Source organism: Psychrobacillus sp. NPDC096426 (assembly GCF_044762745.1).
Classification (GTDB): Bacteria; Bacillota; Bacilli; order Bacillales_A; family Planococcaceae; genus Psychrobacillus.
This window is the reverse complement of sequence record NZ_JBIWEX010000011.1, coordinates 20,980-41,979: the sequence shown is the minus strand read 5'-3', so window position 1 is coordinate 41,979 and position 21,000 is coordinate 20,980. Positions and strand designations below refer to the sequence as shown.

The following is a 21,000-nucleotide window of genomic DNA, read 5'->3' as shown; positions in this document are numbered from 1 at the left end:
TCATATGAAAAAGTTACGTTTACTAGCTGTACTTATTTTCGGCATGCTAGTATTAGCCGGATGTAGTTATAAAAGTGGATACGAACCAGAAAATTTATTGCCATATGAAGATCAATTGACTACTGTACAAAATGCAGTCGATAGCTTTAAAGAAGATTCAGGTGGTTTATTACCGATCAAAACACGTGATATGGAAACAGATCAATATATCAAATATCCAATTGACTTTAAAAAAGTAGTTCCTGCATATATGGGAAAAGTACCAGCAAATTCTTATGAAGCGGGCGGAATTTACCAATATGTGATTATGGATGCAGAGGAAAATCCTACTGTTAAATTGGTAGATTTGCGACTTGCAGATGCGATACGTGATATTAACTACCGAAAAGGGATCAATGGATATGGACCTGTTGCCCAAATAGTTGCAGAAGGTGTATATAAGCTAGATTACAAGATGATGGGTTATAAAAATGAACTATCGGTGCAAAGCCCTTATTCCGACACCCAGCTGCCTTTAGTAGCAACTGGTGACGGGAAAGTGTATGTGGACTATTCCATCGAATTAAATCGTCTACTACAAGAAAATGAAGTAGAAGTGAAACCGGGAGACGACATCCGCTTTTTATTAACGGATAATTTTGCCGTTGTTCCTGCATACTCGCTTCCCTATACGGTAGATGAAAATAACGAGCCAATATTTATGCTCACGCCTTCCAAGTAGCCGTTTCTTACAAGTTAACAAATTCAAGAAGTGACTTTGGCTTAGACTTGTATGTTTCGGTCCGCTTTGGTCGAAATGGTGGGTATATAATAAATATTTAGGGAGGTGACTTTGTCACCTCCCTAAATATTTTCTTAGAAAATCTCTTATGGAGTTTACACTAGCCTTCGAACTTGCGGCTCATGCGCGCTACGGCAAAAGTATCAACTTTATTTATCTGGAGAAGAATGACCAATAAATAATGCGCAACATATCAGTCGTTACTAGCAACTTTGTAGGACATATGTGCAACATTTCCCTTCGAGCTCGCAACATTATAATCCATATGCGCAATGTTTTGAAATAATGCGTCGCAGTCAGTGACGTTTCACTTCAAGTAGACTTGTTATATTAAGAATTGGTTGTTTTCAATCATCGGTTTGTTGCCCTAAGCCATTTATTGGATTCACATATTTGAAAAAATTGGATTTTATCAAGTGGGTGCTGATAAGTAATCAATTTCCTTTGATTGAAGCGGAAAGAGTCCGCCCAGCAGCGGAAATCATAGCGGAAACTTAAACGAGCTTTTTAGTGAGCATTATCCCTATACTGCCTAAATGCAACGATAATCAATACCCAGAAAAACGTTTTATGCTTTATGCATGAAACGTTTTTTTGCTACATATATTAGATTGCGAAGAAAGGAGACTATCCATGTCAAATCAACTTTATGAACAAATAGCAGAGCGAACTAATGGAGATGTGTATATTGGTGTTGTAGGTCCAGTTAGGGTAGGTAAATCTACTTTTGTCAAACGAGTAATGGAGCTCGTTGTCATTCCGAATATTCAAGATGAAGCGGAAAGAATACGAGCGCAAGATGAGCTTCCGCAAAGTTCTCCAGGTAACGTCATTATGACCGCAGAACCGAAATTTGTCCCGGCACATGGAACGAATATTCATCTAGGAGAAGATCAATTACGATTGCAGATTCGATTAGTGGATTGTGTAGGCTACATGATCGATGGGATTAACACTGGTTCTGGAGAAGACGGACAGAAACTAGTACACACCCCTTGGCATAGTGAAGCAATTCCATTCGAAGAAGCTGCTCGAATTGGGACAGACAAAGTAATTCGTGATCATTCAACGATTGGAATAGTTGTAACGACGGATGGCACAGTAAATAATATTCCGCGAAAAGCAGCGGAACAAGCAGAAGAACAAATAATCTCGCAGTTAAAAGGAATTGGTAAACCATTTGTCATTGTATTAAATAGCAAAACTCCTGGTCATATTGATACGATTCAATTATGTGAAGAATTACAGAAAAAACATGAAGTGCCAGTAATCGCAGTAGCTGTTGACCGAATGACTGCGGAGGAAATTCAGTACATACTCCAACAGGCACTTTATGAATTTCCGATTACCGATATAGAAGTTGTAAAACCGGATTGGACAGATGTACTGGAACCAGATCACTTTGTGAATAATGCCATCACTTCTTCTTTACACGAGTGGTTACAAATTGTGTCCAAAATGAAAGATGTAAAAGAACTTGCTGCAAGATTTAAACAAGTTCCATTTATTCAATCAGCTGAAGTCATTGAAGCAAATCCCGGCCGTGGATCTGCTTGTATTCAAATTGGTTTGAAACCTGAGGTATTCCAAGAAGTATGCGATGAGTGGTTAGAAGAACCGATTCAATCCAAAAAAGATTGGCTTTTATTCGTCAAAGATGCGTCTACTGCGAAAAAAGCATACAATAAATTTTCGGAAGCATTAGAAGCTGCAAGAGTTCATGGCTATGGTGTATCTCTCCCAACCATTCAAGATTTTCAACCTTCTGCACCGGAAATTATAAAACAAAATAACTTTTACGGAGTTAGCCTAAAAGCAAAAGCCGCTTCGCTTCACATTATTCGTGTGGATATGGAAGCAGAATTTGCACCGCTCATTGGCTCCGAATTTCATAGCCAGCAATTATTAAAAGATTTAAAGCACGGATATTTACACGACCGAGATGCATTATGGCAAACACAAGTTTTCGGTACTTCCTTAGTTGAAGTGATGAAAGAAAGCTTGCGTTATAAAACAGAAAGTGTTTCGGCAGTTGCGAAGAACAGAATGCGTCAAACAATCGAACGAATGGTAAACGAAGGCGATCGAGGAATGGTAACATTCATACTGTAAATCTGATACAGGGCTTTTCGCGACTATGCGAAAAGTCCTGTTATTTTATGAAATTCACGTTTTTTTAAGGAATCTTCCCTAAACACGTGTAAATAGTGTTGCGAAGCCATTTCGGTTGTGATACTCTTTTTAAAGAGTTAAAGCTATCTTCCTTTGAGAGGAGGTGAATGGTATGAATAAAACAGAATTAGTAAACGCTGTTGCGGAAGCTGCAGAACTTTCTAAAAAAGACGCATCTAAAGCTGTTGAAGCTGTATTTGAATCAATTCAAGCTGCTCTTGCAGATGGAGGTAAAGTTCAATTAATCGGCTTTGGTAACTTTGAGGTTCGTGAACGTGCAGCACGTAAAGGACGTAACCCTCAAACAGGTGAAGAAATCGACATCGCTGCTAGCAAGGTGCCTGCTTTTAAACCAGGTAAAGCACTTAAAGACGCAGTTAAATAACTGATGTTGTAGTACATAGAACGGTTACTGTGAAGCTTGCTTCATAGTAGCCGTTCTTTTCAATTGGTTAGTAAGAATAAAAGAATTTATCGGGATACATAGTTAAAAATATTTATTATATTCGATACGTATGCTAAGATGCTAATGGTATATATAGTTTGGTCTAGGGGGTTAACAGATGGCGAATGTCGATCTGAAAAAAATAGAAGAAGCAGTAAAAATGATTTTGGAAGCAGTCGGTGAAGATCCAGAAAGAGAAGGACTACTCGAAACACCGAAACGGGTTTCTAAAATGTATGCGGAAATGTTTGAAGGCTTACATCAAGATCCAAAAGAATATTTTAAAACCGTATTTAACGAAGATCACGAAGAACTCGTGTTAGTAAAAGATATTCCTTTCTATTCCATGTGTGAACATCATCTTGTTCCTTTTTACGGGAAAGCACATGTAGCATATATTCCACGAGATGGAGTCGTAACTGGATTAAGCAAATTAGCAAGAGCAGTGGAAACAACCGCAAGACGTCCGCAATTACAAGAAAGAATTACATCTAGTATTGCAGAAGATATAATGGAAATGTTAAACCCACATGGTGTATACGTTGTTATTGAGGCAGAACATATGTGTATGACGATGCGCGGGATTAAAAAACCAGGTGCAAAAACAGTAACGGCGGTAGCTAAAGGAGTTTTGGAAACAGACGAAGTAAAACGCTCCGAAATATTGTCTTTTATACAGATGAAGTAACTGCTTTGGAGAAAGTTTTAGAATATGGTATGATGGAAAAAGACTGTTCGGTAAAGGAGATTAAAAAATGTCTAGTTCAGATTTTATCGTTATAAAAGCAGAAGAAGATGGTGTGCATGTTATTGGGCTTACTCGGGGCACAGATACGAAGTTCCATCATTCTGAAAAACTAGATACAGGTGAAGTAATGATTGCTCAGTTTACAGAGCATACTTCCGCGATGAAAATTAGAGGAAAAGCATCTGTTCACACAGCAAACGGTATTATACAAAGTGAATCTAAAAAATAAAAGACCTACAAAAGTAAAGTAAGCGCGGTTGGGAAATGGAGTAAAGTGTATGAACGAAGCTATGATCACACAACAGGTAAAACAATATAAAAGCGATATTCTCATGCAAATTCGGCAAAGTACTTTGTTAAACCATACAGGGACTCCTATCATTGACGAAGAACGTTTGTTTTTTACACTTTTACCACTACTCAATGGGGAAGATTGGAACGAATCAGAAAGAATTTCTGTTTTTGCCATTTCTCTTATTTTCTCGGCACTTGCTGCACATGATTTAGTGAAAGAACAAAATGCAACGTCGAGAGAACAGCAATTACAAGTACTAGCAGGAGATTATTACAGTGGGAAATACTATCAACTGTTAGCAAAAGATAAAAAGATAGATTTAATACGACAGTTGTCAGAATGTGTCACATCTATTACCGAACATAAAACGAGATTTTACGATCAGCAAAACTATACGTATGAACAACAAATTGGGTCCATTCAACTGATTGAAAGTAAGCCGATTGAACAATTTATGGAATACTATTCTTTTCATGAATATGTATTTTTTATGAAAGAAGCGTTATTACTAGCATCATTGAAAAAAGAGATTGCTGCATACGAACAAAAGGAAGTTACTTTATATATCGATAAGTCATCCGTCCTTAAATCGAATGTAAACTTACTTCAAGCAGAGATCAAAAAAATAGAAAATGGTTTAATACAAGACGTTCGTTCTTCGGAATTATTAAAAGAACATGTAAAACAAGCAATAATTGAACGGGTAACTAAATGTTCGCTGGAAACGCAGTTGAGAGAAGGTTAAACGGTGGAAAAATCAAAAGAGCAACATGTACATGAAGTGTTTGAAAAAATCTCAGATAATTATGATTCGATGAACTCTGTCATCAGTTTTCAACAACATAAAATATGGCGTAGTGACACAATGAAAGCAATGCGAGTGAAACCAGGGAGCTCAGCATTAGATGTATGCTGTGGTACCGCAGACTGGACGATTGCATTAGCAGAAGCAACTGGACCGACTGGCAAAGTAAAAGGACTAGATTTCAGCCAAAATATGTTGAATGTCGGGAAAGAAAAAGTTAAAAATATTCCTCAAATTGAATTATTGCAAGGCAATGCCATGGAATTACCTTTTGAAGACAACACATTCGATTATGTCACCATTGGTTTTGGTCTTCGAAATGTGCCCGATTACAAAAAAGTACTTAGCGAGATGAATCGCGTGGCAAAACCAGGTGGAATGATTGTTTGTCTAGAAACATCACAACCAGACTCAAAACTATTCAATGTGGGATTTCGTCTATATTTTCGTTATATTATGCCGATGTTTGGTAAATTATTTGCGAAAAGCTATAAAGAGTATTCGTGGTTACAAGAGTCTGCTAAAGACTTTCCAAATAGAGCGGAACTTACGAATTTATTTGAACAAGTTGACATGATACATGTAACGAGTAAACCGTATAGTGGCGGTGCAGCGGCAAGACATATTGGTTTCAAAAAAGATATTTAAGTGGGAGAAGGTTTGGATCTGTGGATAAGATGAAGTTGAAATTACTTTATTCCGATTTAAAATCGGATTTAGAAGTCATAGAAAAAGAGCTAACAGTAGCTGTGAATTCTTCCTCTCACTTATTGAATGAAGCCTCTCTTCATTTACTTCTCGCTGGAGGAAAACGAATTCGTCCCGTTTTTGTTCTACTTGCAGCGAAGTTCGGAAATTATTCAATTGAATCTATTAAAAATGTGGCTGTTCCGGTAGAACTTATACATATGGCGTCCCTCGTGCATGACGATGTCATAGACGATGCGGAAACAAGAAGAGGTAGGGAAACGGTCAAAGCGCAGTGGAATAATCGTGTCGCAATGTATACGGGCGATTTTCTGTTTGCCAAAGCAATAGAATACATAACAGAAGTACAAAATACATATGCACATGAAGTGTTATCTCACACGATGATCGAACTTTGCATTGGTGAGATTATTCAAGTCGAAGATAAGCGTTTGTTAAACCAAACAGTGCGAGATTATTTGAGAAGAATAAAGCGGAAAACCGCTATCTTAATCTCTGCAAGTTGCGAGCTAGGTGCTATTGCGTCTGGGACGGATGCAAAAACGGTAAGGCATTTAAAGCTATTTGGCTATTATGTTGGGATGTCATTCCAAATTATAGATGATATATTAGACTTTGTTTCGACAGATGAACAATTAGGCAAACCGGCAGGAAGTGACTTATTACAAGGGAACATTACATTACCTGTACTTTATGCAAAAAATGAGCCTGCTGTTGCCCCATTACTTCATGCTATGTTTGAAGGAACTATTTCTGCTGCCGATCAACAAAAACTATTAAAGGAAATACGAAATTCGGATGGCATTACGAAGGCAAAACAAGTAAGTAATTTATATTTACAAAAAGCATTAAACGAAGTGAAACAATTACCTGCGAATTCTGCTAAAAAATCTTTGCAAAATATCGCGTTGTTTATGAGTAAACGTAAGTTTTGATTGAAAATAATAGTGCTTAGTGATACTATTTTTAACGGTGGAGAAAATTTATCCCATTATATATATTTGAGGAGTGTTAATTATGGAAAAAACATTTTTAATGGTAAAACCTGATGGCGTACAACGTAACTTAATCGGTGAAATCGTAAGTCGTTTTGAGAAAAAAGGATATCAATTAGTTGGAGCAAAATTAATGCAAATTCCAACTGAATTAGCAGAACAACATTACGGCGAACATAAAGAACGCCCATTCTTCGGTGAATTAGTAGAATTCATCACTTCTGGTCCAGTTTTCGCAATGGTTTGGGAAGGGGAAAATGTTATTTCAACAGCTCGTCTTATGATGGGTGCTACAAACCCTAAAGAATCAGCTCCAGGAACAATCCGTGGAGACTTCGCAGTAACTGTTGGTAAAAACATTATCCACGGTTCTGACTCACCAGAAAGCGCTGAACGCGAAATCGGTCTATTCTTCAAACAAGAAGAACTAGTAGCATACGCAAAAGACGCTAACAACTGGATTAACTAAAATGAAATGCAGAACCGCCTATGTCTGTCGGGGCAAGGCGGTGTAGCTAGACATTAATTAAATTAAAAAGGCAGACAAGTGTTCACATTTGTCTGTCTTTTTCTATATTCTAAATGATCGGATTGCGATATACTAGATATAGGTCTTTAGAAAGGAACGATGTCAGTTGCCAGATTATATTAAATTTGTAGATTCCGTAAAACGAAAAACAGGAATTGATCTTGCTGCATATAAAGAAGCACAAATGAAACGACGCCTTACTTCATTATATGAAAAAAAAGGATTTAAAAGCTTTGTCGATTTCTTTCAAGCATTAGACAAAGACAGAGATTTATTGAATGAGTTTTTAGATAGAATGACGATTAATGTCTCCGAATTTTATCGAAATGCAAAACGATGGGATGTTTTAGAACAAAAAATATTTCCTAAACTACTTGCAGAGAACAACCGCTTAAAAATATGGAGTGCTGCTTGTTCAACTGGGGAAGAGCCTTATACGACTGCCATGGTGCTATCCAACCATCAATCACTTTCACAAATCTCTATTCTTGCGACAGATTTAGATGAAAATGCAATCGGGCGTGCGAGAGTGGGTATTTATCCAGAGCGTTCGCTTGCAGAAGTTCCGGTTAATATGAAGTCGAAATATTTCGAGAAACAAGCTGCCTTTTATAAAGTGGACGATGCAATAAAAAAGACGGTTACATTTAAAAAACATAATTTGTTAAAGGATACATATGATAAGAATTTTGATTTAATTATTTGTCGAAACGTGATGATTTATTTTACGGAAGAAGCGAAAGATCAAATATATCAAAACTTTAGTAACTCCCTCAAGCCGGGTGGCATTTTATTCGTCGGTAGTACAGAACAGATTTTCAATCCAGGGAAATATGGGTTTGAAACGGAAGACACATTTTTTTATAGGAAGAAATAAACTGTCTAAGAAAATAGACAGTTTTCTTCTATACTTTGAAATAGATTTTATGTTATAGTGGAATATAAATACTTTAGCGAGTTGAAGGGGGAAAGTGTTGTGCGTTATTTAACAGCCGGTGAGTCACATGGACCACAACTTACAGCAATTATTGAAGGGTTACCAGCCCAATTAGAAATTACGAGTGATCAGATAAATAAAGAATTGAAACGTCGCCAAGGCGGCCATGGTCGCGGCAGAAGAATGCAGATTGAAAAGGATACAGTAGCCATTACTGCAGGCGTTCGTCACGGAAAATCATTAGGATCTCCGGTTTGTCTTGTCGTAAATAACGATGATTGGAAACATTGGACGAATATTATGGGCATTGAACCGTTAAGTGAAGAAATAGATCCAGATGATATTAAACGACAAATTACAAGACCTCGTCCAGGGCATGCAGATTTAGTCGGAGGGATGAAATACGGTCATCGTGATTTACGCAACGTTTTAGAGCGTTCTTCTGCACGTGAAACGACTGTACGAGTTGCTGTAGGAGCAGTGGCAAAACAATTATTAGGCGAGTTAGGAATTTCTATCGTTGCCCATGTAACGAAAATTGGTGGAATTGAAGCGAATTTAGATTTAGCAACCGGCAAAACGATGGAAGAGATTCGTGAAATTGTCGAAGCTGACCCAGTCTATTGTTTGGATTCTGAAGCTTCAGAAAAAATGGTTGAAGCGATTGATCATGCGAAAAAAGCGGGAGATACAATCGGTGGTATCGTAGAAGTAATCATTTCAGGAATGCCTGCAGGTGTAGGGAGCTACGTTCATTACGATCGTAAATTAGATGCGAAACTGGCAATGGCTATGATGAGTATTAATGCATTTAAAGGTGTAGAAATTGGATTAGGGTTTGAAATGGCGAATTTATTTGGAAGTCAAGTCCATGACCAAATTGCTTGGAGTGAAGAAGAAGGATATACACGTGATACGAATCGTCTGGGAGGTCTAGAAGGCGGTATGTCGACAGGAATGCCAATCGTAGTACGAGGTGTTATGAAACCAATTCCAACCCTTTATAAGCCATTACAAAGCGTTGATATCGATACAAAGGAACCGTTTAAAGCAAGTATTGAACGATCCGATAGCTGTGCAGTACCAGCGGCTTCTGTCGTTGCCGAAGCCGTAATTGCATGGGAAATTGCGCAAGCAGTATTAGATACATTTAACGGAGACAAAATGGATTCATTAAAAGCAGAAATAGAAAGACATCGAGCTTATACAAAGGGGTTTTAAGTCGTGAATATCCCAGTAAAAACAACCGATGCTTCGTATGAAGTGCATTTAGGAGAAAATATATTACAGGAGTTTTGTGTTCAATATAAAACCGCACTCGAAAAAGCGGATCAGTTAGTGATTATAACGGACGAACATGTTTGGACTTTACATGAAGAATATGTTCGCGAGCATTTTGCATTCCCATTTAAAGTATATATAGTGCCAAATGGAGAAGCGTGTAAAACGTTCGAGTCGTATTTTGCTGTTCAAACATTTTTATTGCAGCAAAGTTGTTCTAGAAATTCTGTTTTATTTGCTTTAGGTGGGGGAGCAGTAGGGGATTTGACAGGATTTGTTGCAGCTACTTTTATGCGAGGCATTCCATTTTATCAAATACCGACGACCATTTTAGCGCATGATAGTGCAGTTGGTGGAAAGACGGCCATTAATCATCCGAATGGGAAGAATATGATTGGAGCTTTTTATCAACCACAAGCGGTCATTTATGATTTTCATTTTTTAGCTACTTTACCAGCAATGGAAGTTCGTTCGGGACTAGCAGAAGTGATTAAACATGCGCTGATTAGTAATGTAGAATGGGTGAATGAATTTTTTGCATTACCAAACATCGAATCTATCGACAAAGAAACATTATTACAATGGATTGAAAAAGGGATTCGGGTCAAAGCGAATATTGTGGAACTCGATGAGAAAGAGCAATCGTTCCGAAAATACTTAAATTTTGGCCATACATATGGACATGCGATCGAAGCTACCATTGGTTACGGGAAAATTACGCATGGTGAAGCAGTGATGATCGGAATGATCCCTGCTTTAATGTTAAGTGAAATACATGGAAATGTAGAAAAAGGTTATGCCAAAAAAGTATATGAACTTGCTATTAGACTAGGCTACAATTTTGGGCATGTACTTAATTGTCCGTTTAAGAGACTAGCGGAATTTATGTTAAAAGACAAAAAAACAACTAATGGGGAACTCCATTTTGCATTACTTCAAGAAATTGGAGAACCATTTGTACAAGTGATTTCGATGAGCGACGTGCTAATTTGTGATGAGAGATTGAGAAAGTGGATAAAGGAGGGAATGTAGATGATTAGGGGAGTAAGAGGCGCAACAACCGTAAAAGCCGATTCAAATGAAGAAGTATTGCAAGAAACTGCGCGTCTTGTACAAGAAATGGCTAAGGCAAATGATGTACAGCCAGAAGACATAGCATCAGTCATCATTTCAACGACGACAGATATTACATCCGCATTCCCTGCAAGAGCAGTGAGAAGCTTAGAAGGATGGGCATATGTTCCCGTAATGTGTACACATGAAATGGATGTTCCGAACGCACTAGAAAAGTGTGTCAGGCTTTTAATGCATATTAATACAAATAAAGCGCAACGAGATATCCAACATATCTATTTAAATAATGCTGTTACATTAAGACCCGACTTAGTAAAATAACGAAAAGAAATGAGGATCTTTGAGATGAAATTCAAAAAACAAATTGCTGGCTTACAAGCATACCAACCAGGAAAAACTACAGACGAAGTAAAAAAAATGTTCAACTTAGACAAAGTAACAAAACTTGCATCCAATGAGAATCCTTACGGAGCATCTCCCAATGTAAAAGCTTATTTAGAAAGTGTAAGTATCGACTATGCTATTTACCCAGATGGCTATGCATCGAAGCTCCGTACAGCTGTAGCAAAACACGTGAACGTTTCAGAAAAACAATTACTTTTTGGAAATGGTTCAGACGACAATATATTAATCGTATCGAGAGCACTCTTACAACCAGGTTTAAATACAGTAGTTGCAGATTTAACATTTGGACAATACAAGCATAATGCGATTGTAGAGGGAGCAGAAGTTCGTACGGTTCCATTACTTCCAAACGGCGAACATGATTTAGATAAAATGGCGGAAGCGGTCGATGAAAATACAGCAATCGTATGGGTTTGTAATCCGAATAATCCAACTGGAACACTTATTACTAGCGATAAAATTAAAGCATTCGTTGAAAAAGTACCGAATGATGTATTAATCGTGCTAGACGAAGCTTATACAGAATACATAACAGATGAAACATATGAAGACTCGATTCATTTATTAGACAAACACCCAAACGTATTAATCATGCGTACTTTCTCTAAAGCATACGGCTTAGCTAGTTTCCGTGTAGGGTATACGATCGGTTCAGAAGAAGTCATTAGCCAATTAGAGCCAACGCGCGAACCATTTAATAACACAGTGCTAAGTCAAGAAGTCGCAATTATTGGATTGGAAGACCAATCATTTATCGAATCATGTAAGGAAAAAAATAATGCTGGAAAAGCACAATATGAAGCATACTGTGCAGAACGCAATCTCCATTTCTATCCTTCACACACGAACTTTGTGTTGATGGAAGTGAAAGCAGATAGTGATATAGTGTTCCAAGGATTGATGAAACGTGGATTTATCGTTCGTAGCGGAAATGCTCTAGGCAAACCGGGATACCTTCGAATTACAATAGGTACGGAAGAACAAAATACAGAGCTATTACAAAAATTAGATGAAGTTTTACACGAGGAAGGCGTATTGTAATGAAACAAACAGTTTTCATCATAGGGCTTGGCTTAATAGGTGGCTCATTAGCGCTGGGCTTAAAAAGAAATAATGATGTAAAGATTATTGGGTATGACGCGAATACTCATGCTCTTCGAACAGCAAAAAGAATTGGTGTCATCGATGAGATGGCAGTTCATATAAAAGACGCTGCAGGGTTTGCAGATATTATTATATTCGCCACTCCTGTAAATGAAACGCTTTCGTTGATGAACGAGTTGGCAAACTGGCAACTGAAGGAACAAGTCATTGTAACAGATACGGGTAGTACAAAAAGTGAAATTATGAAAGCGGCACTTTCGCTAAAAGAACAAGGTATTACATTCATCGGTGGTCATCCAATGGCCGGCTCGCATAAAAGTGGGGTAGAAGCAGCTAGAGCGCATTTATTTGAAAATGCGTATTATTTGCTCACCCCATTTCCAAACGAAAATCAAGAAGAAGTAAATATACTTACAGACTTACTGCAAGTGACAAAGGCAAAGATCGTACAAGTGAATGCAAAAGAGCATGATCATATGACAGCTGTAGTCAGTCATTTTCCGCACTTAGTTGCAGCTTCCTTAGTACATCAACTTGCAGGTGAAAATGAACAATATCCTTTCACGAAGCAACTTGCTGCAGGTGGGTTTCGCGATTTAACCAGAATCGCTTCATCGAATCCAATTATGTGGCGAGACATTACAGTTCAAAATCGACAAGAACTTAGTAACCAGTTGCAAATGTGGACAGAAGAGATGATTAAGCTTCAAAATCTATTGCTTCATGCAGATGAAGAGGATATTGAAAACTATTTTCAAACGGCCAAACAAGTGCGAGATGAACTGCCGATTACCGCACAGGGTGCGATGTTCACTGTATATGACTTGTATGTGGATGTTCCTGACTATCCCGGGGTTATTTCAGAAATTACGGGCTATCTGGCAAAAGACCGTATTAGTATTACAAACTTGAGAATTGTCGAAACTCGTGTAGATGTTTTTGGTATTTTGGTCATTAGTTTTCAAACGATAGAGGATCGGGCAAAAGCAGTCGCATGCATCGCCAAAAATACAACATTTGAAACGTATATTTCTTAGGAGGGTAATCATTATGGGAAAAATATTAGATTATGCACAGCCTTCCTTACAAGGCGTCTTGCGAATTCCTGGAGATAAGTCTGTATCCCATCGCTCCATTATGTTTGGGTCAATCGCTGAAGGAACAACTACTGTAGAGGGATTTTTACAAAGTGACGATTGCTTAGCAACGATTGACTGCTTCCGAAAGCTAGGGATTGAAATATCAGTAGACGGGGAAAACGTCCATATTAAAAGTGATGGAATTAGTGCATGGCAGGAACCGAGTGAAATTTTGTATACAGGGAACTCGGGAACAACGACTAGACTTATGCTCGGCATTTTAGCTGGTTCCAATGTTTCGTCTGTTTTAATCGGGGATGAGTCTATCCAGAAACGTCCGATGAAAAGGGTAACTGCACCGCTAAAACAAATGGGAGCGCATTTTATTGGTAGAGATAATGCTCAATTTACACCAATAGCCGTGGAAGGTACGAAACTTTCGTCTATCCACTACAAAATGCCAGTAGCAAGTGCACAAGTGAAATCTGCCATTTTACTCGCTGCATTACACGCAGAAGGTGAAACAGTTGTGGAAGAAATGGAAACTTCCCGTGATCACACCGAAAAAATGCTACAACATTTTGGAGCAGAGATTAAAGTCGAGAACAAAAAGATTCGACTGCAAGGTGGACAAAAACTTACCGGAACGCATGTAGTTGTACCAGGAGATATTTCGTCCGCAGCATTCTTTTTAGTTGCAGGAGCAATTGTCCCAAATAGTAAGCTAATATTAACGAATGTTGGTCTAAACGAAACGAGAACAGGTATAATCGACGTCCTGCAAGCGATGGGAGCGAGTTTGTCGATCAATGATTCCCAAAATAATAGCCATGAAGAAATGGGAACAATTGAAATCGAGGCCTCTTCACTAAAAAGCACAGTAATTGGCGGAGATACAATACCTCGACTTATTGACGAAATTCCAATCATTGCTTTACTCGCAACACAAGCTAAAGGAAAAACAGTCATTAAAAACGCAGAAGAACTAAAAGTAAAAGAAACAAACCGAATCGATGCAGTCGTAAATGAGCTAAAGAAGCTCGGAGCGAATATTACCGCTACAGACGACGGGATGATTATTGAAGGGCCGACTGCTCTAAATGGTGGCGACTTGAAGACATATGGTGACCATCGTATCGGCATGATGGGCGCAATTGCAGCGCTTATTACTTCAAGTGCTGTAACGCTCGATGATCCAGCTTGTATATCGGTTTCCTATCCAAACTTCTTTGAACAATTGGACAGTGTGCGAATCAGTAAATAAAAAAAAGACCTAGGAGCGAGTTGGAGTCGTTCCTAGGTCTGTTTTTTTATTTTAGAAACTGGCTGGCAAGGTTGGTAGATAAAATGTGATGGATAGAACAGCAACTGAGAGTAGTTTTGATTTTGGAATAATGACTTAGACATGAGGTTTTGAAGGAATCAACTTGTCTGTGATCACCACAAATTTTAGCAATTGTGTCTAAATTAATACTTATTTACTAGTTTTTTTATTAAAAAATTGTAAAGGAACTTCCCTTTTCTAGTCCTTTGTGCTAACTTTATATAGGTGCATTTTCCCTACTTTAGACATAACTAATATACAGTAGGTTTGAATGATTTGAATAATAATAATAAAAAGTGTTGAGGTGTTTTTCTATGAAATGGACGATTAACAAAAAACTGCTTAGTGGATTTTCAGCAGTTCTACTATTATTAGTCATTATGATTGGTATTAGCTACAGCCAAATTACAGCTGTGAATAATTCATATACTGATTTAGTAGAAGATAAAGCAATGAAAGCAGTTGAAATTAAGGCGTTGCAAGTGGCTGCCAAACAAGAAATAATTGCGATGCGAGGGTATTTAATCTTAGGGGATGATCGATCACTCCAAGACTATACTACCGCTTTTTCTAATTTTAATGAAGCATATAATGCCTTATTTTCTAAGTTTAAAATTCCAGTAGCAATTGAGATGTTAGAAGATATCAACAAGATTCAAGATGAGTATGCACAGTTCACAGAGAAGGTGTTCAATCTAAAAAAGCAGAATAAAAATACGGAATATGAGGCACTTGTTTCTTCGGAAGGAAGAGATATTGTAGCCCAACTTGACGCGTCGGTAGCTAAACTTTCAAACTTTCAAAATGATTTATTAGTCGAAGGTAGTGCTAACAACACGATAAAGGTAAAAAATACAATCAAGCTAGTTTTAGCTATAGGAATTATTGCAATTCTAGCTGGAATCGCCACAGCACTAATTATGGGGCGTCTTATTTCCAACCCAGTTATTGCATTGGCCAATTCGGCTAAAAAAATGGCGGATGGGGATCTTTCTGGTAATATGGTAAAAGTGAAAAACCAAGATGAAATTGGTGATTTAGTTGGTTCTTTTAATCTTATGGCTGAAAATCTTCGGACGGTAATTGAACAAGTTAGTATGAACTCAAATCATGTAGCATCGTCCGCAGAGGAACTAACCGCAAGCGCCGAGCAGACATCCCAAGCAACCGAACAAATTGCATCATCTATCCAAGATATCGCTAGTGGTTCAGAGACACAAGTTATGAATGCAAATGAATCTTCCGAAGCTATGAGAGAAATGGCTATTGGCATTCAACAAGTAGCAGAAACCTCATCCACTGTTTCCGAATCAGCAATCGAAACAAATAGAGAAGCTAACTTGGGGAATGAATCACTTCAACAAATGATTCATCAAATGGACGCGATTCACAAAGCTGTAGCAGATTCTGCTTCGGGCATAAAAAAATTAGGTAATCACTCTCAGGAAATTGGCAAGATTATTGCAGTTATTACCGGTATAGCTGACCAAACAAATTTATTGGCTCTTAATGCAGCAATAGAAGCCGCTCGTGCTGGAGAACATGGACAAGGATTTGCAGTAGTGGCGGATGAAGTTCGTAAACTTGCAGAACAGTCTAGAGACTCAGCAGACCAAATAGCAGGTATAATAAACCAAATCCAAAAAGATACCACCGAAGCGGTAAACGTAATGGAAATCGGTACGAAAGAAGTAGCGACCGGCAAAGTAATCGTAGATGAAACCGGAATACGTTTTGAGAAGATTTTACTTTCCATTGAACAAGTTACCGCTCAAATTCAAGAGGTTTCCGCTATTTCCGAAGAAATGTCCGCAAGCGTAGAAGAGGTGAACGCCTCGATCGAAGAAATGGCAATTATTGCCCAAAACTCTGCTTCTAATACACAAAACGTAGCTTCCGCTTCGGAAGAGCAACTTGCTTCTATGGAAGAAATTACAGCTTCTGCTACCAGTTTATCTAAAATGGCAGAGGATTTACAAGTTATAGTAAATCAATTCAAACTTTAATTATTCTAAACTAAGTTATGTTGAAGTAACCGTTAAACCTTTGCGAGAGGGGGCGGTTACTTCTTTTTCATTTTAAAAAAAGATGATATATAACAAAATACAAAATAAGGAAATTCAACTGATAGAAGTTAAATTAATTAGCTTATATTCAAAAAGTTGTACTGGTTAATTAGTGTTAAGTACATTCGGTTTGGCTACATTATGCGGCAACCACTAACTTTGAAGCTAGATTGTCCATCTATTGGAAGGTGTTGTTCAGTTTTCATAAAAGATTGTCCAACTTTGTGGAGAGATCGTCCAAGTGCTCTACGAATCTTCGACTTTTTCGCTAGATTGTCCAACTATTGGAAGGTGTTGTCCAGGTTTCATAAAAGATTGTCCAACTTTGTGGAGAGATCGTCCAAGCCCTCTACGAATCTTCGACTTTTTCGCTAGATTGTCCAACTATAGGAAGGTGTTGTCCAGGTTTCATAAAAGATTGTCCAACTTTCTGTAGAGATCGTCCAAGTTCTCTACGAATCTTCGACTTTTTCGCTAGATTGTCCAAGATAGAAATAGATTATTTATTTGGATAACACTTTTTTCAAGCTCTCCATCAAATTGGAGAGTATTTTTCTTGTTCATAACCAAATGTTCTTGTACGATAAAGACATAGAGAAAGTATGGTGATGATATGGAAAAAATGATGCCTTTTATCCGAGCAATGGAAGAAGGGGACTTAGAAAAACTAGGAGCGCAGTTAGATGCTTTTTTACTAGAAGGAAACCCTGATGAACAATACGAACTTGCGGACTTATTAGCCCAATATGGGTTTTTACAAGAAGCGGTACAATTATTAGATCATTTGCACTATTTATTCCCAGAAGAAAATCAATTAAAAATTGATCAGGCGCAGCTTTATCTAGAAATGGATAAAGAAGATGCAGCATTAGAATTACTTACTTCAGTCGACAAATCGAGTGATGCCTACCCACAAGCACTACTTACATTAGCTGACTATTATCAAATGATTGGACTACATGAAGTAGCTGAGCAAAAAATTAATGAAGCAATCGGCATTATGCCAAATGAGCCATTACTTCTTTACGCCAAAGGGGAACTACTATTTGAAACTGGTAGATATTTAGAAGCCGCTAGAATAATGGAAGACTTAATCCCGGTGAAAGATGCTATTCCAGCTGTTGACTTATCATTAAAGCTCGCGGAGATTTATAGTGCTGGAGCGGCGTATGAAGAAGCGATTCCATACTATGCAGAAGCATTGCAAAAGGAAGTGGCACCAGATGTTTTATTCCACGCGGCATATGCTTCCTTCCAAGTACAGCATTATGAAACAGCAGTGAAGCATCTAGAAAGCTTACTGGAAATCGATCCGGATTATTTTTCAGGTTATATGCTGCTGGCAGAAACGTATGCGATGCTAGAAAAAAATGAAGAGGCATTAAAAGCAATAACGGATGGTATTGCCCGAGATGAATTTGAGAAAGAATATTATTTATTTGCAGGTAAAATTTCGCTTAAATTGGGAAGAGTGAAAGAAGCAGAATCCTTCTTACGCGAAGCCATTGCACTGGATCCAGAATATATGGATGCCATTTTTATTCTTTCCTCTTTATATTCAACTGAAGAGATGGATGGAGCGTTAATCGAACTGTATGAAACGTTGAAACAACAACACTTTGAGTGGTCTTCTATGTATCCATTTATAGCAGCAGCATATGAGCGTTTAGAATTGTATGAAAAAGCATATGCATTTTATAAACTAGCATATACTGAACATAAAGAGGATGCTGCATTTTTAGAACAATACGTCTATTTCCTGCTAGAAGAAGGGAAACGAGACGAAGCATTAGAAGTAGTAACGATATTGCAAAAGTTACAGCCTGAGAATAGTACATGGTTCGAGTTATTGGAATAAAAATAGGAAGGAGAGGTTACGTGACTGCTTCTGTTTCAGTTGGCGAGAAAAAAGAATTTGTTCGTTGGTTTTTAAAAAAGTATCAAATGAAAAGAAGAGAATGCGTCTGGATTTTGAATTACTTAATAAGTCACGAAACATTGTTGAATAACGTACATTTTGTAGAGGAAGCACACTACTGTCCGAGAGCGATGATTATGTCGGTTACCACATCATCTGGCATTCCTTTTCGCTTTTATAAGGGTAGTGTGATGACGGCGGATGCAGAAAAGTCATTTCATGATTTACGATTACATCCAGAAGAAGACATGTACATTCAATTGAACTTTCAAACGCTCCCACCAAGCCCCGAGTACTTAGCAGTACTAGAAGAAAATCCTTTTATGCCAAAGTATTTGCATATTAGTGAAAAGGATAAACGAATCGCGGAGGATATGTTAGCGGAAAGTCTTCATTCATTTCAAGTAGAACAATTAAAAAAACAAATTGATCAAGCGATTGATGAAAATAACAAAGAAAAGTTTCTGGAGCTTTCAGCATTATGGAAACAACTACAACATAGAGGAAATTAGGAGAGATTAACCATGCATTGGAACGGAAAAGATAGTGCAGTTTTTCAAGCACAAAAAGAATATATAGATACAGCAGTCATCCCATTAATTATCATAGATGGTTCGGAGCATGGATTTCCATTTGCTGCATCGGCAGCGGATTTTACGTTATCGTTGGCCAATCTAATTGAAAATCAATTTAAAGGAAGGATTGTTTTATTTCCTTCCTTCTCTTATACAGCAGGTCAGGACAAGCAGTCATTACTAGAAATATGGAAAGAAGAACTTGCAAAAGCGGATTTTAAATACATATTTTTCGTTACTTCCGATCGTGAATGGAGTACGATGAGCGAAGAACATGATGTCATCTGGACACCATCTGTTCCACTAGAATCAATGGATCAAAAAATAAGAAATTCAGTGTTAGAAGATCAACTACGACAACTAGTTCCAATTTTCACAAAAAAATGGGCGAATTAGTGACAAAATGTGGCAAGAAATGTTCACAAAGTTCATAATTCATGTCAAAGGAATATTGACCTTCCTTTTTTATTGATATATCATGGATATGTCCTAGTATTATTATTTCAAGCAAGTATGTCCATTGGACTGACCTTTAAGTAAGAGGGGGGAAAAGGATGAGTAACAATAAAGTATCAAGACGTCAATTCTTGAGTTATACACTAACAGGTGTTGGCGGTTTCATGGCAGCAGGAATGCTTATGCCTATGGTACGTTTTGCAATTGATCCTGTATTGCAGAAAAAAGAAGGTGGAGATTTCGTATTAACGGATAAGAAAATTGCCGATATTACAGAAGTTCCCGAGCGTGTAGATTTCACTTATGAACAAGTGGATGCGTGGTACAAGTCTGACGTAACAAATGCAGCATGGGTTTATAAAGAAGGAGATCAGATTATCGCACTTTCTCCTGTATGTAAACACTTAGGTTGTACTGTAAACTGGGAAGCTGACCCAGCTCACAAAAATCAATTCTTTTGTCCATGTCACGCAGGTCGTTATGAGAAAAACGGACAGAATGTTCCAAAAACACCACCTCAAGGTCCATTGGATCAATTTGAAGTCCGTGAGAATGACGGTTTCTTAGAAATTGGAAAAGCTATACCTAACACATTAGTTTAAAAGTAAGGGGGTACGACATCAGTGCTTAATAAAATCTATGATTGGGTGGATGAACGTCTAGATATTACACCTATTTGGCGTGATATTGCAGACCACGAAGTACCAGAACACGTAAACCCTGCACACCATTTCTCTGCATTTGTTTATTGTTTCGGAGGACTAACATTCTTCATCACAGTTATTCAAATTCTATCCGGTATGTTCTTAACTATGTATTACGTACCAGATATTGAAAATGCATGGGAATCTGTTTACTATCTTCAAAATGAAGTAGCATTCGGTGAAATCGTGCGTGGGATGCATCACTGGGGAGCGTCACTTGTTATTGTTATGATGTTCTTACATACATTACGTGTATTCTTTACTGGTTCTTATAAAAAACCTCGTGAACTAAACTGGATGGTCGGAGTATTAATCTTCGCTGTTATGTTAGGTTTAGGATTTACGGGATACTTACTACCTTGGGACATGAAAGCATTGTTCGCAACAAAAGTAGGTATTGAAATTGCTGGATCAGTTCCATTTATCGGTGGAATGATTAAAACGTTACTTGCTGGTGATGAAGTAATCATCGGTGCACAAACATTAACAAGATTCTTTGCGATTCATGTGTTCTTCTTACCAGCTGCATTATTCGGTTTACTTGCGGCACACTTTATCATGATTCGTCGTCAAGGTATTTCTGGACCGCTATAATGGGT

At 37.8% G+C, this 21,000-nt stretch carries 22 protein-coding genes; all 22 read left to right on the top strand.

All coding sequences use genetic code 11. The features are described from left to right. The first annotated feature begins 4 nt into the window (after positions 1 to 4). The 22 genes from ACIQYS_RS11015 to qcrB all read left to right on the top strand — a co-directional run bounded on the left by ACIQYS_RS11015 (position 5) and on the right by qcrB (position 20,995). Positions 5 to 721 (top strand): hypothetical protein, encoded by a 717-nt coding sequence (locus ACIQYS_RS11015; RefSeq protein WP_402979153.1) that lies wholly within the window; start codon positions 5 to 7, stop codon positions 719 to 721. Between the two features lie 693 nt (positions 722 to 1,414). Continuing rightward, the gene (gene spoIVA / locus ACIQYS_RS11010; protein ID WP_402979150.1) at positions 1,415 to 2,893 is read left to right on the top strand and encodes a stage IV sporulation protein A; all 1,479 of its coding nucleotides are present in this window, start codon (positions 1,415 to 1,417) and stop codon (positions 2,891 to 2,893) included. A 172-nt stretch (positions 2,894 to 3,065) separates the two neighbouring features. Beyond that, positions 3,066 to 3,338 carry an HU family DNA-binding protein gene (locus ACIQYS_RS11005; RefSeq protein WP_093273151.1) on the top strand — a complete coding sequence of 91 codons (273 nt, stop codon included), beginning with the start codon at positions 3,066 to 3,068 and terminating at the stop codon, positions 3,336 to 3,338. Positions 3,339 to 3,516: 178 nt separating this feature from the next. Further along, entirely contained in the window at positions 3,517 to 4,086 is a 570-nt protein-coding gene (folE, locus tag ACIQYS_RS11000; protein ID WP_402979147.1) for a GTP cyclohydrolase I FolE, read from the top strand. Between the two features lie 67 nt (positions 4,087 to 4,153). Beyond that, positions 4,154 to 4,375, top strand: coding sequence for a trp RNA-binding attenuation protein MtrB (gene mtrB / locus ACIQYS_RS10995; RefSeq protein ID WP_402979144.1), 222 nt, complete (start codon positions 4,154 to 4,156; stop codon positions 4,373 to 4,375). Positions 4,376 to 4,424: 49 nt separating this feature from the next. Further along, complete coding sequence (locus ACIQYS_RS10990; RefSeq protein WP_402979141.1) at positions 4,425 to 5,186, top strand: heptaprenyl diphosphate synthase component 1; 762 nt, start codon at positions 4,425 to 4,427, stop codon at positions 5,184 to 5,186. 3 nt (positions 5,187 to 5,189) lie between these two features. Beyond that, on the top strand, positions 5,190 to 5,894 hold the full coding sequence (locus tag ACIQYS_RS10985) for a demethylmenaquinone methyltransferase (RefSeq protein WP_402979138.1): 705 nt from the start codon (positions 5,190 to 5,192) through the stop codon (positions 5,892 to 5,894). Positions 5,895 to 5,914: 20 nt separating this feature from the next. Next, positions 5,915 to 6,889, top strand: a complete 975-nt coding sequence (gene hepT, locus ACIQYS_RS10980) for a heptaprenyl diphosphate synthase component II (RefSeq protein WP_402979135.1) — start codon at positions 5,915 to 5,917, stop codon at positions 6,887 to 6,889. Between the two features lie 82 nt (positions 6,890 to 6,971). Beyond that, positions 6,972 to 7,418, top strand: coding sequence for a nucleoside-diphosphate kinase (ndk, locus tag ACIQYS_RS10975; protein ID WP_142537214.1), 447 nt, complete (start codon positions 6,972 to 6,974; stop codon positions 7,416 to 7,418). Between the two features lie 166 nt (positions 7,419 to 7,584). Continuing rightward, on the top strand, positions 7,585 to 8,355 hold the full coding sequence (locus tag ACIQYS_RS10970) for a CheR family methyltransferase (RefSeq protein WP_402979132.1): 771 nt from the start codon (positions 7,585 to 7,587) through the stop codon (positions 8,353 to 8,355). Positions 8,356 to 8,454: 99 nt separating this feature from the next. Next, on the top strand, positions 8,455 to 9,636 hold the full coding sequence (aroC, locus tag ACIQYS_RS10965; RefSeq protein ID WP_402979129.1) for a chorismate synthase: 1,182 nt from the start codon (positions 8,455 to 8,457) through the stop codon (positions 9,634 to 9,636). Between the two features lie 3 nt (positions 9,637 to 9,639). Continuing rightward, positions 9,640 to 10,728, top strand: coding sequence for a 3-dehydroquinate synthase (gene aroB / locus ACIQYS_RS10960; RefSeq protein ID WP_402979126.1), 1,089 nt, complete (start codon positions 9,640 to 9,642; stop codon positions 10,726 to 10,728). Further along, positions 10,729 to 11,091, top strand: coding sequence for a chorismate mutase (gene aroH, locus ACIQYS_RS10955; RefSeq protein WP_402979123.1), 363 nt, complete (start codon positions 10,729 to 10,731; stop codon positions 11,089 to 11,091). Between the two features lie 24 nt (positions 11,092 to 11,115). Beyond that, on the top strand, positions 11,116 to 12,216 hold the full coding sequence (hisC, locus tag ACIQYS_RS10950; protein WP_402979120.1) for a histidinol-phosphate transaminase: 1,101 nt from the start codon (positions 11,116 to 11,118) through the stop codon (positions 12,214 to 12,216). After that, the gene (locus ACIQYS_RS10945) at positions 12,216 to 13,316 is read left to right on the top strand and encodes a prephenate dehydrogenase (RefSeq protein WP_402979117.1); all 1,101 of its coding nucleotides are present in this window, start codon (positions 12,216 to 12,218) and stop codon (positions 13,314 to 13,316) included. Before hisC ends, ACIQYS_RS10945 begins: the two co-directional genes overlap by 1 nt. A 13-nt stretch (positions 13,317 to 13,329) precedes the next feature. After that, a complete protein-coding gene (gene aroA / locus ACIQYS_RS10940) occupies positions 13,330 to 14,622 on the top strand; it encodes a 3-phosphoshikimate 1-carboxyvinyltransferase (RefSeq protein ID WP_402979114.1) in 1,293 nt (430 codons plus the stop codon). A gap of 374 nt (positions 14,623 to 14,996) precedes the next feature. Continuing rightward, positions 14,997 to 16,688, top strand: a complete 1,692-nt coding sequence (locus ACIQYS_RS10935) for a methyl-accepting chemotaxis protein (RefSeq protein WP_402979111.1) — start codon at positions 14,997 to 14,999, stop codon at positions 16,686 to 16,688. Between the two features lie 673 nt (positions 16,689 to 17,361). Then, positions 17,362 to 18,606, top strand: a complete 1,245-nt coding sequence (locus tag ACIQYS_RS10930; protein WP_402979108.1) for a tetratricopeptide repeat protein — start codon at positions 17,362 to 17,364, stop codon at positions 18,604 to 18,606. A 20-nt stretch (positions 18,607 to 18,626) separates the two neighbouring features. After that, positions 18,627 to 19,178, top strand: coding sequence for a ReoY family proteolytic degradation factor (locus ACIQYS_RS10925; RefSeq protein ID WP_402979105.1), 552 nt, complete (start codon positions 18,627 to 18,629; stop codon positions 19,176 to 19,178). A 12-nt stretch (positions 19,179 to 19,190) separates the two neighbouring features. Continuing rightward, a complete protein-coding gene (locus ACIQYS_RS10920; RefSeq protein WP_402979102.1) occupies positions 19,191 to 19,637 on the top strand; it encodes a DUF2487 family protein in 447 nt (148 codons plus the stop codon). 158 nt (positions 19,638 to 19,795) lie between these two features. Next, the gene (locus ACIQYS_RS10915) at positions 19,796 to 20,299 is read left to right on the top strand and encodes a QcrA and Rieske domain-containing protein (protein WP_402979099.1); all 504 of its coding nucleotides are present in this window, start codon (positions 19,796 to 19,798) and stop codon (positions 20,297 to 20,299) included. A gap of 21 nt (positions 20,300 to 20,320) precedes the next feature. Beyond that, a complete protein-coding gene (gene qcrB, locus ACIQYS_RS10910) occupies positions 20,321 to 20,995 on the top strand; it encodes a menaquinol-cytochrome c reductase cytochrome b subunit (protein ID WP_402979096.1) in 675 nt (224 codons plus the stop codon). Positions 20,996 to 21,000 lie beyond the last annotated feature (5 nt).